The organism is Colwellia psychrerythraea (genome assembly GCF_000764185.1).
GTDB classification, from domain to species: Bacteria; Pseudomonadota; Gammaproteobacteria; order Enterobacterales; family Alteromonadaceae; genus Colwellia; species Colwellia psychrerythraea_B.
The window spans coordinates 107422-119463 of the sequence record NZ_JQEC01000021.1 but is presented as its reverse complement, the minus strand read 5'-3'; the positions used below and the strand labels follow the sequence as shown (position 1 = coordinate 119463).

The window sequence follows — 12042 nt, the reverse complement described above, 5'->3', positions numbered from 1 at the left end:
AATAGAACTATCTCAAGCAATCAAAATATATAGAATGGCGCTGAATATCATTGCTACAGGCAAGGTCATTATCCACGACAGGATAATACTACCAATAACTTTGCCATTGGTTTTTTTACCGAGCATGCCAATACCAAAAATAGCGCCGACGGATACGTGAGTGGTAGAGACCGGCACGCCAAATTTGCTGGCGACAATCACCATAAAACTAGTCACTAAATTTGCCGAGAAACCTTGGCCTGAATTAAGCACAGTTATCTTTTTGCTCATTGTTTCGGCGACACGCCTAGCATTGAGTAAACCGCCAATGGCCATACCAAAAGCAATAGCAATCATACCTATATTGATATCTAGCGTTTGTGCTGCCACTAATAAACCAGCAATTTTAGGGGTATCGTTTAAGCCTCGTGCAAAAGAAACAGCTGCGCCACTCATGATATGAGCCGTATCTAATATTTTTTGATTAGAAAAGCCCAACACTTTTCCAGTATAATTATTCACATTGCTGTTTAGGCTAGCAACTTCTTGCTGTGTATTTATTAAAGGATGAACCATCAACATGGCTTGCTTATTTTGTAGATCATGGTGTTGATGAAAAGAGCCTTGCTGTATCAATGTCTTCCCTGCACTATCAAAGCCGTTATTGCTTAAGTTTACTGGCAGCAGTTGTGTTTTCTCATGAATATAAATTCCCCCCTCTTTATTTAGCTTTAAACGTCTGCGTGTTTGGTTAAAAAGCCAATAAACGATCATACCCAAAGAAAAAGCAATAAATGGACTGGCCAGTAAGGGGAAAAAGAACGCACTGCCTAATTGCTGAAAATTAACTTCCATGCCAACAGCTGCTATACCTGCCCCGAGTAAGCCACCAACTAAACTATGGGTGGTAGAAATAGGAAAACTTAAGCGAGCGGCTAATAATACGGTAATAGCCGCACCTAAGCCGGTCGCAATAAGAAAACTCGCCGTACCTGCTATCTCTACCGGCACTAAACCTTTACCTGAAAAACTTGCCACCAAACCCTGAGCTAAAAATATCGCCGCAATAGAGCCAATAAATGTCGTTACGGTAGCAATAGTAATAGCCGTTTTATAACTGAGTGTGCCACTACCGTAAAGTGTCGCCACGCCTTTGAAATTATCATTTGCGCCGTTGCTATAAGCTAGAAAAATAGTGGTAAAAACTAATAACATAATAAGCATGATTGAGTGTCCTTATAAAAGTATAAATTTAAACGCTATATCGTGAGTGAAGCTTGGTAATGTCACCGTGCAATTAAGCCCTGTAGACACACAATCTAGTTCGATAGTGTCCATAAACGTTCCTTGCCAAGTATCATAGGGACTAACTTGATAATATCCGGGGGTTAAGCCCCTTATCGTTACTGAAATATTGTCACGTGCTTGGCTTTGATCACGAATTTCATCAATGCTTAATCTGGCTAAGCTATCATCTTGTAGCCAAACAAACCCAGCACTAGGGCCCGCCATAGCCCATGCTCGTACATCATCACTTGAAGGTTCAACAACTAACGGCTCTACTTGCCATTCTGCCAGTGGCATATCAGCAACAAACGTTGCTAACGCCGCCATGTGCTGTCGCATCTTTCTAGTCATGCTTCCCCAGCTATCAAAATCATTCCATTCGGCAGGTGTCATGGCCGAGCCACTGGCTAAGGCAGACCAAATGGCGTGATGAAAAAGCTCTGGATAGTAATTAACATCACTATTATTGAGGTTATTTTGCACACCAAATTCACCAATCCAACTGGGTTTATTATGGTTTTTCCACATGTCTTGATTATATTGGGCAATCACTTTCGCGGTGTCGATAACCAAGGGCTGTTTATCCCCAGCAGCAGTCGTGCTGCTATCACTTAATAAGTCACTGTAAATATGTACTTGTGGCACATCCATCACCTGATGACCGTTAAACCACGAAATATCTCCAGATTTACTGGCAGTAGTTGGATGCCGATAAGGATCATTCGCGACAAAATAATCATTCACTTGTTTGTGCCATTGCTCACTATTATCAAAAGCGTTAGTACCATCAATTTCAGAGACCGTTTGCCACATAGCTATCGCCGGACTATACCCCCAACGCGCTATGGTGTATCGATACCAGTTTTGTTGCCATTGCCACGCTTCGTCATCGTTAAAAAACTCACTCGCGCTGACTAAAAGACGAAAGCCATTTTTCCTCCAACGACCATCCGACCAAGGGTGAAAACCATCACGTAGCTGTGAATGGTCCCACAAGGTAAACACCATCAATAAACCGGCATTTTCAGTACGTGTTAAGACCTCATCAATTAATAATAACGATGACAAATCATAGTCATCATAGCGACTCTCAGTAAATGAAAAATAAAACTGGGGCCACCAAACAAAATAATTTTCTTTAGCAGTTTCCATTCGAGTAAATAACTGCTCAACATCTGCCGCGGTATTAAAAATAGCAAAAACATCACCATGACCAAGACCATAAAACGGACTCTCGTCGTGATAGACAAAATAGTGATCGCTGTAATTGGCATTAACTTGGCTACCTTGTTGTAACCAACCGCTATTCGTTGACTCGGACACTGTAAATTCATTGGTTAAAGGCTCACTTTCTCCAATCACGTCGGTTACTGTAGCTTTATATTGCCATTTTCCTATTTGACTTGGGGTAAATCGTACCAGCCAGCTACTCGCCGCATCCCAAAAACCAGCAACAAGCATTTCTTGGCCATCTGGCGCAGTAAACAACACCTCAAGACTCACTTCTCGTTGATCATAAGGGTTATCATATTGCGCACTAAGTGCTATCGATAACTCAAGTTTTTCATAGTTAGCCAGTTGACTAACATTGCGGTTGATTTGTTCAATATTTGGCAATTTGTCATGAATGACTGGTACTGCTAAGACTTCACCACCGGTTGATGGCACAGTCTTATTTTGATTATCATCACAAGCAAAGATAAATACGCTAGCTAACACTAAGCTTAAAATTTTAATTAATGTCATCCTCTACCCAAGGCTCTATTACTGTTTCTTGATGGTCTGTTATTAACGACTTAATAGCTCGAGTAATTCAGCTGCGTCCGGTGACAAAGCACTTTTTGGTGTTAATAACGCATGACTGAGCGCGCTGCGACAACCACATTCGCATTGGCTATCGCCATTTTGTTCTTCCGCTAAAATGAAGTGAGTTAATAAGGATTTTGCTTTATCTAGGCTCTGACCGTAACGACTAATCACTTGTTCAACACTGACATGTTGGCTAGCATCTTCTTGCCAGCAATCAAAATCAGTCACTATACCTATGGTGCAGTAACATAACTGCGCTTCTCGGGCTAGAAAGGCTTCAGGTACGTTAGTCATTCCGACTAAATCACAGTCAGCAGCATTTTTTAAAAATAAACTTTCTGCGCGAGTGCCTAGTCTAGGGCCGTCAACACAAGCATAGGTTTGGTTTTGATGTAATGGTTGCTCAATCTTTTCAGCACTAGTGGCAATAGCCTGCGCCAGCGTACGACAACTTGGCTCTGCAGTAGATACATGCGCGACCATACCGTTGCCAAAGAAGCTTTTTTCTCGATGACTTTTAACAAAGTCGAAATATTGACTGGGTAAGGCAAGATCCCCCGGTTCAATATCGGCGCGTAAACTACCCACAGCCGATAAACCAATGATTTGTGTTGCTTGTAATGATTTTAATGCCCAAATGTTAGCGCGATAATTAACTTCACTTGGCAATAACTGGTGATTTTCGCCGTGTCTTGGCAAAAAAAGTACTTCTTTTTTATTGGTTTGATCTTCATTTTGGTGAGAAAAAATACCACGACTTATTTTTGCTGAGGTAGCACCAAAAGGAGTGTCTACTTGGTATTGCTCTATAATTTCTAGTCCATCCATATGATAGATACCGCTACCACCTATAATTGCCAACATATTGTTCTCCTGTATTTTTATCTTAATGGGTTAATGTTGTGCTAGTTTCGGTGTTACCTGAGGACTTAATTGCTCTGGTAACTCTGCCACCCACTGCTGTATTTCATCTCTTACTTGTCGATAAAAGTCTAACGACTCTTCATCCGTTTTAGCATGCCGCGCTAATTTAGGAGGATCATCAAAACGTTGATGAATAACCTGTTCACCTTGGGTGAAAGCAGGACAGTTATCCGCCGCATGGTCACAAACTGTGGCCACATAATCAAAATTTACATCGTAAAATTCATTCAGGGTTTGTGAAGTGTGTTCACTAATATCTATGCCGACTTCAGCCATGACTTGTATGGCAAACTTATTCATGCCATGACTGACAATACCGGCTGAATAACACTGCCAATTACCGTTATGCATACTATTAGCAAAACCATGGGCCATTTGACTTCGACATGAGTTACCGGTACATAAAAAAAGTATTTTTCTCATTTTCTTTCTCCTGAGTTGTTCATCTATTCTGTTCACCTATTGCTATTGAGCTAGCTGATAACTTGGCCAGTAATGTGTTTTAGCTTTCACTGCAACTAGCACCATAAGCAAAACATGAATAACAGCGATGATGTTTCATGCTAATCCGTTTATCTAAACTGGCACTTAAGCTGTCACTCAGTACATAATCATCATCGTCATCAACTAACGTACAGGCGACTACCTGCAGTTGATTATTTTTCTTAATTAACATTTTCGAATTACTGCACATAAACTGTCGGCGCTGTGCCTCATTGTGATAATGGGTCATACAGTGTTCGGTAATGTGTGGCACTTCAGTAATTGCCCCGGGGGGTAAAAAATCAGGGAATGCAATAATGGGTAAATCTTCCGGTAAACCGTTAAGGCTGAATAAATCTCTAAAAGCTTTCTCTACCTGTGCTGAGTCTTCGTCTATTGCCATATGACGTGCTACAGAAACTTTAAATCCTTGTTGATGGAGCTTTTTTAAGGCGACTATGGCCTTAGCAAAATTACCCGTACCACGAGCAAGATCATGTGTACCGGCATCAGCATAATCAAGGCTAATACGTAATGAGATAGGATGATTGTCTGTACTTATTTCAGCTAACTTAGCTAAACGTTTCAGTAACGGGTCAGTACCATTAGTCAGTACTAAACAGGGGCAAAATTGACTGGCATAAGCCAAGATAGTGATAATATCTTTAATTAAGAAAGGCTCACCTCCGGTAAATGAAAATTGCTTAACCCCAAGATTTAAGGCTTCATCAATATGAGCTTTTACTTCATCAAACTTAGGCGGTTGTAAACGTTTATCGTCAGGGCCAGAGCCCTCAAGGCAAAAGTCGCAAGCTAAATTACAGCGCGTACCTGTGTGAATCCATAATTCATCAAGGGCATGTGGTTGAATATAACCGCGTGCCTCACCATTAGGAGTGATAAACCAATCTTCACTTGGCTTATGCGTAATCATTAACAGCAGCTCTTACTAACAGTTGCTACTGTTGCTGTATCGGTTGAACAACAACTCACTTCATCAGGTGCCTTTTTAGCTGCTACATCGTGGCATTTATCGATAACAAAACCACCAAGATGCTGTGTAAAGTCACCAACAAAACTAAAGTATTGATTAAAGCGACTGGCTTTAAGTGTGCGCCAGGTATTACCACTAACAGCGGTGATTTTATCAGTAAGAAAGTGTGTTTCACCATCTAAAGAAAAAACGTCTGTATGGCCGTTAATTCCGCCTAAATAAATAACTTGTTGGCCGTAGTATTCAGCATGAGGTTCTAGTTCAGCGACTTTAAATAGTCGGTAAGTCACTGAGGTAAAATTAATCCCGGCAACACGTGCAATAATTTCAGGATTATTGATACTTATTGCACGACTAGTCACCACACGCTGCTCAGAAAACCCCACTTTTTGTGCTAATGTTTGAAAGTCTTGTTGGTATAAAGCGCCACTTAAACATTCGCCGTAAAGCAAGCTGTCTGCTTGTAAATGCTCAGGAATACGTCTATCGGCATAGACATCGGAAAAGTAAATTTCGCCGCCCGGTTTTAATAAACGGTAAGCTTGCGCAAGTACGGCTTCTTTATCAGGCGATAAATTAATAACGCAATTAGAAACAATAACATCGATACTATTATCGCTCAGTGCTAACTCATCTAGTTTTTCAATATAACCGAGTTCAAAGCGGGTATTGGCCTTTTGGTAAGCAAACTTTTCTTTGTGGTAATCAATATATTTACGGGCAACACTTAATTGTTCCTCTGTCATGTCGACACCAATAACACTGCCCTGTTCACCCACAAGCTGCGCTAAGGCATAACAATCACGACCTGCACCACAACCTAAATCTAAAATGTGACAATTGGCAAGTAACTCAGGCGAGACTAGGCCACAACCATAATACTTGGTTAATACTTCATCATGAATATTCGCGAGGATTCGTTTAGTCTCGTTGGGTAATTGGCTATCGGTACAACAAGCATTTGTTTGTAAATCGTCACTTGTTTGTAATACTTTGCCATAATAATCTTTGACTACATCATGCATGACTTTTTCCTCATGGTTTAATTTGAGCTGATGTAAACAGCTAAATACTTGACTTAATAACCTTTGCCTGGCCGGTCGTTCATCGGCTAATAAATCATGTTTGAGTCGAGTTAAATCGACCAGTTGATCAATGTCATAGTTGCTATCATGATAAGTAACAGATAAACATTCATGCTGACAACAAAGCGCCAACGCACGGGCTAAGCTTTCGCTACTCCAAGGTAAATGAGAGAAATCAGGCCAGGGGGCATTACTCGCCATCATCACCACCCCGCCATCTTCAGCTTTCGCTAACAACACGGCAGACTTAGCTAACTTGACCGGTAAGTGCTGATAAAAGTTATCATTAAGCATAGGGCTATCAGTGCCAATGAAAACTAACGATTGATGACCAGTACTTCGTAACTCCTCATCAACACGATTAATACGCTCACCTAAGTTACCTTCACCTTGATAAATAACTTGCGCTGCAGGTAAGATATTTTTTAATGATCTTGTTGCCCAAACTACATCTATTTGATGTGCTATTGCGATCACAACTTTACCTGGCCAATTAGCCGCGTCTTCTACGGCGCAGCTTAATAGTGATTTTGCTATTACTAATGCTGAATTAGCACCAATTTCACCGGCCAAACGTTGCTTACCTTGATGAAGTTTGGGTCGTTTGATCATTAATACTAAGGTTGCTCTAGTAGGCATAATTTGTAATCACCTTTTGTGTGTGGGTTTTGGTTAATATAGCCTTACTCTTTTTAATCGGCTGGTTGAGTAGCCAGTTATACTGATAAATTATGTCACCTGAGAAGCGCGCTAATCGATGCGACAGCTCTCCTTTGCTGTGGCTTGCTAAATGAGACAATACTTGGGTTTTATTGCCGCCAAAATCTTGTTCAAACCAATAATAAATTTTAGATAAATAGAGTTTATCGCCAGAAAATCTTACTGCTTTATCTTGATTGATAAAACGACTCGCGGCTAAATCGAGTTGTTGATTGGTTTGTCCACTGGCAAAAGCTTGTCTTGTTATATCAGGGCAACCTTTACTGGCACAATTGAGCACATAATGTATACGGGGGTCTTGCCAAATGGCGCGTAAAATACCGTGTTCTATTTGGTTAAGCGTTAATTTTATTCCCGCGACTGTGGCAATCACACTATCCCAAGGACCAATAAACTCACCCAGTAAACCAAGATCAGTTGAGGCAATAGTTCGAATAGAAGCGACCGGATAATGTGTTAAAACCAACTGTACGGTTAAGGCATTATATAAATTAACCCAGTAAGCTAATTGCTCATTTTTAGGGTAATCTCTAGGGTCGAGTTGTTGCATTTTCTGTAGGTACTTTTTTAATACAGCCTTATGTTCAACGGTAACTGCCGCATAATTGAAGTGAGTCGATCTTTTAGCCGATATTGCCAGTTTAGCGTTTGGTTGCTGCTCATTCGTTACATAAGCACTAAGCACAGCTTGCCAATAACTGTGGTCAATTTTTTTATTTTGGCTGACATGCTCTATTTGCCAAAATGAAATTACATTAGCGGAGCGTGCTTGATAAAGCTGATAAAAGATGCAAACAGCGATAACACTTATAATTAAAAGTGCAAACATGCCGCCTCCCATAGCGGTTTTATTTAACATTTATCAATCGCTCTATTTTGTTGTTGTGCTTGCTTAGCAAAACTCCCAAACCTTAATTTGGCTATCATCGATAAAATACCAATCCCGGCCAATATCGAGCCCTTTACCGTGCCACTAATTTTTGATTGACCAATGCGAATTTTCGAATCAACCGGATATTCGCTGGTTTTCATCGCTAATATAGCCGCTTTCACTTGCATTTCAACGGTCCAGCCAAAGCTGACATCTTGCATTGCTATTCGCTGTAAAGCTTCTGAACGTATGGCTCGAAATGGCCCAAGATCGCTAACTTTTTGCTGCCAAAATAATTCAATTAATCGGCCGGAAAGCCAATTACCAAATTTTTGCACGCTGGTTAATGCTCCTTCTTCAACATTGCCTAAAATACGTGAACCAATCGCTAAATCATCACCGTCTACAATGCCTTGCAGTAACGGTATGGCTTGTTTAATAAAACAACTATCATCGCCATCAACAAACAAGACAATGTCGCAGGGCGGACAGTGCAACAATGCCGTTTGACACGCTATACCGTACCCACCTTGTGCTTGATAGACTACTAAAGCCCCTGCAGCTTTAGCATGATTAGCGGTATTATCACTTGAGCCATTATCACAAACGATGATGGCATCAATAACTTTTTCAGCGCTTAAAGTTTTAGAGGAAACTAAGGTAAGTGCCTGTAGGTCTGTAACAACTTTTCCGATGGCAGCTTCTTCATTTAACGCTGGAATGACTACACTAACAGTATGATTTTTATACATTATTAACCTCTGCGTTATTGTCTTGCTTAGTAATACCATTTCTTATATTGCTGTTAACGGCTAAGTTTTTTGTACTGTTTTTGCTACTAATTAATAGCGATAAGCCATGAAACAGCGTTAAAACATAAAGACTGGCAAGTAGATATAACGGCCACTGTGCTGGCGCCCATATATGGCAACAATGAAATTGATTCATCACTTCATAAGTCAGAGGTATGATGACTAACCAAGCTAGGCCATAAAAGTTAGGCTGCAAGGCAATTAAAGGCACTAGTGGCATCAAATACCAAGGAAAAAGTACCGGGCTCAGTAATAGCGGTAAAGCCAGTGCTAACTGCAATGCAATGACTAATCGGATTGGTAATAAACCTGTTACGACTAAGTTTGTTGTTAATGAGGCGTTATCATGACTATTAGTGCTGTTGCGAACCGACGTGTTTTGCTGTGAACTGATACTCAAGTAACAAATAATAGCGATAACTAATGTCGCGATAACACCACTAATCATTAACAGTTCAGCCGTAGTTAAAGTATCTTCAAAAAAGCTAAATAATGGTGCCCCAAAGCGCCATTTATTAAAGAACACTGAAATACTACCAATAGGATGAAAACCCAGTAAAAATGCGCTTAGATAACCAACAATAACAACCGAAATGGTTGAAAAACAAAGCTGGAAAGCACCACGTAAGCTGAACATCAGCTGATTAGTTAATTGTGCTGGTAATTGCCCTTGTTGTGACTGATGTTCGTTTTGGTGCAGGTGTTGGTATTTTTTGTAAGCTGAAACAATACAAGCAAGTGATAAAGGCAGTAGTAATACCAAAGGTAATATTTTAATTAAAGTGCCTAAACCAATAGCCATGCCCGTTAATACCAAGTGTTGTCGCTGCCAAGCATACAGCATTAGCATTATTGCCAAGGTAGAAAAAGTATCGATATGCAGTGCCATACCACTTTCAAGTATTAACATTGGTGACAAAGCAATTAGCGTTAAAAACTTAAGTTTATTGGCCCTTTTTAAAACTAATATTCCGATCGCTAAGCTCGCTAAACTCGCTAATGTCAGCATTATTTGCCAAGCTTGTGTGGCATATTCTACCCCCGCACTAGCCGCTAAGCTAAACAGCGCTAGTGCTAGCGGTGGATAAAGGGTGACATATTTGACATGCTCTACTGGTGGCTGCCATTGCTCACGCAAATCGGTTAATGCGATGGCGTCATGGCTAATGCGGTAAGGATCAAAACCCGCTAAGGCAATTTTTCCATCAAATAAGTAACGATCAACATCATTTGAGCTATAAGGGTCAACACCGATTAATACTAACCGTACTAAAATTGCGAAGAAGATTAAGAGCCGAAAGTCTTTTACGTTATTACTGTTAGCACTTAATCGCCAAATGATTAACATCAACAAAGACATTAAAGAAAATTGTGCGATTAAATAAAAGCCTAAGCTATCCGCAGTCAGGCTTGGTTTAGTAAGTACATGACTACTCAAACACAGTAGCAAATAGACAACTAAGCAGCTGAAATAAAACCCGCTGTTTACGTGCCTTTGCCACATATTAGCCGGCCCAGAAGTTACTTTCATCGCATTAACCCGTAATGACTACGTAAGCTATTAAGGGATGTAGTTAAAAAGCCTAATGTCAAAATAAAAACCGCTGGCACCATAAACCAGTGCTGTTGCCAAATAATCCAGCCAAACACTATGCTATATACTAACGCGACTAATAGCTCAATTAACGCTCCTTGCGGAGGTACCGCACGATAAAATGGTATTGAGTCATCAGCTGTTACTGTGATTTTATGCTTATCCTTTTGCTTATTTTCTCTGTGCTCCGTTATAGTGTTACGGATAAGTAATTCACCATCTTTAGGCGTTCGAACAAATTCACTTTCTTGCCCTAATAATGCTTCGATACCTGCTCTGGCATTATTAATCGCTAATTGAATACCCAGTAATAATAAACGGGGTAACTTACTCAAAGCGAAAAGTTTTGAACGACCTAGGACTACTTGCCCATAAAATAAGTAGACAAGGTGACCACCAGAAGATAGTAATAACAAAGGTAAATCAAACCAAAGTGTATCACTCACTTGATAGTGATGACGTATTACCAAGCTTGGTACTAAAAAGAGTAAGGTATCGAGTAACATGACTAAATAGGCAAGATTATTTGATAAATGAAAGCTTGCTTCAATTTTGGTTGTTAATGGTAACTTAGCGCGCCATACCTTTGGCAACATCTTCTTCATTACTTGCACGCCACCTTTAGCCCAACGGTGTTGTTGGCTTTTAAAGGCATTCATATTGGCAGGTAATTCACCCGCACATTCAATATCGTTAAGGTAAACCATCTTCCAGCCTTTAAGCTGGGCGCGATAACTTAAATCGAGATCTTCGGTTAAGGTATCGGCACTCCAATGACCCGCATCAATAATCGCTTCTGTGCGCCAGATACCGGCGGTGCCATTAAAGTTAAATAACAATTTACTCGCGTAACGTACTTGTTGTTCTAGGCCAAAATGCGCATCAAGCATCATTGCTTGCACTTGAGTTAGCTCACTACTAGCACGGTTTAAATGCTGCCAACGAAACTGCACCATAGCAACGCGCTCATTAACGGGCATATTGCTGTTTTCTTCTTTGAAGTGATGGATCGTTTTAGTGAGCAAGTCGCTGCTGGGAATAAAGTCACCATCAAAAATAGCAATGAATTCACCGGTAGCCGCCATCATGGCTTCTTTTAGTGCGCCCGCCTTATAGCCCTGGCGATTTTTTCGTTGCACATGCTCAATATTGATGCCTAATTGTTGATAGTGTTTTACCCGCTCAGACACTAACTGCCTGGTATCATCAGTGGAATCATCAACAATTTGTATTTGTAATTGACCGCGTGGGTATTCAAACTTAGCGACCGCATCAATAATTCGTTCAGCGACAAAACGCTCATTGTACAAAGGTATTTGCACCGTTATTTTAGGTAGATTTTTAAATTTTGCAGGAATAATCGCTTGTACATTTTTATATTTATACCCGCGCCAAACCATAGATAATCGGTGCAAGCCAAACAAACACAAGATAAATAATAAGAAAAAATGACCACCAAGGATGGTAAGGCTTAACACAGACAT

10 protein-coding genes are annotated in these 12042 nt (G+C 40.4%); all 10 read right to left on the bottom strand.

Annotated features, from left to right (window positions below; genetic code table 11):
• Window positions 1-12: 12 nt before the first annotated feature.
• Complete coding sequence (locus GAB14E_RS12995; protein WP_033082081.1) at window positions 13-1203, bottom strand: inorganic phosphate transporter; 1191 nt, start codon at window positions 1201-1203, stop codon at window positions 13-15.
• A 12-nt stretch (window positions 1204-1215) separates the two neighbouring features.
• Complete coding sequence (locus GAB14E_RS13000; protein WP_033082080.1) at window positions 1216-3012, bottom strand: DUF5060 domain-containing protein; 1797 nt, start codon at window positions 3010-3012, stop codon at window positions 1216-1218.
• Between the two features lie 42 nt (window positions 3013-3054).
• A complete protein-coding gene (locus GAB14E_RS13005; RefSeq protein ID WP_033082079.1) occupies window positions 3055-3939 on the bottom strand; it encodes an MTAP family purine nucleoside phosphorylase in 885 nt (294 codons plus the stop codon).
• A 30-nt stretch (window positions 3940-3969) separates the two neighbouring features.
• Window positions 3970-4422 (bottom strand): arsenate reductase ArsC, encoded by a 453-nt coding sequence (locus GAB14E_RS13010; protein ID WP_033082078.1) that lies wholly within the window; start codon window positions 4420-4422, stop codon window positions 3970-3972.
• Between the two features lie 79 nt (window positions 4423-4501).
• Window positions 4502-5416, bottom strand: a complete 915-nt coding sequence (locus tag GAB14E_RS13015; protein ID WP_033082077.1) for a radical SAM protein — start codon at window positions 5414-5416, stop codon at window positions 4502-4504.
• Window positions 5416-7200 (bottom strand): DUF2064 domain-containing protein, encoded by a 1785-nt coding sequence (locus GAB14E_RS24505; RefSeq protein WP_081967789.1) that lies wholly within the window; start codon window positions 7198-7200, stop codon window positions 5416-5418. The genes GAB14E_RS13015 and GAB14E_RS24505 overlap by 1 nt, the downstream gene beginning before the upstream one ends.
• Window positions 7190-8140, bottom strand: a complete 951-nt coding sequence (locus GAB14E_RS13020; protein ID WP_052093642.1) for a DUF547 domain-containing protein — start codon at window positions 8138-8140, stop codon at window positions 7190-7192. The genes GAB14E_RS24505 and GAB14E_RS13020 overlap by 11 nt, the downstream gene beginning before the upstream one ends.
• The gene (locus GAB14E_RS13025; RefSeq protein ID WP_033082076.1) at window positions 8134-8904 is read right to left on the bottom strand and encodes a glycosyltransferase family 2 protein; all 771 of its coding nucleotides are present in this window, start codon (window positions 8902-8904) and stop codon (window positions 8134-8136) included. Before GAB14E_RS13025 ends, GAB14E_RS13020 begins: the two co-directional genes overlap by 7 nt.
• A complete protein-coding gene (locus GAB14E_RS13030) occupies window positions 8897-10495 on the bottom strand; it encodes a glycosyltransferase 87 family protein (RefSeq protein WP_052093641.1) in 1599 nt (532 codons plus the stop codon). The genes GAB14E_RS13025 and GAB14E_RS13030 overlap by 8 nt, the downstream gene beginning before the upstream one ends.
• The gene (locus tag GAB14E_RS13035) at window positions 10492-12042 is read right to left on the bottom strand and encodes a glycosyltransferase (RefSeq protein ID WP_033082075.1); all 1551 of its coding nucleotides are present in this window, start codon (window positions 12040-12042) and stop codon (window positions 10492-10494) included. Before GAB14E_RS13035 ends, GAB14E_RS13030 begins: the two co-directional genes overlap by 4 nt.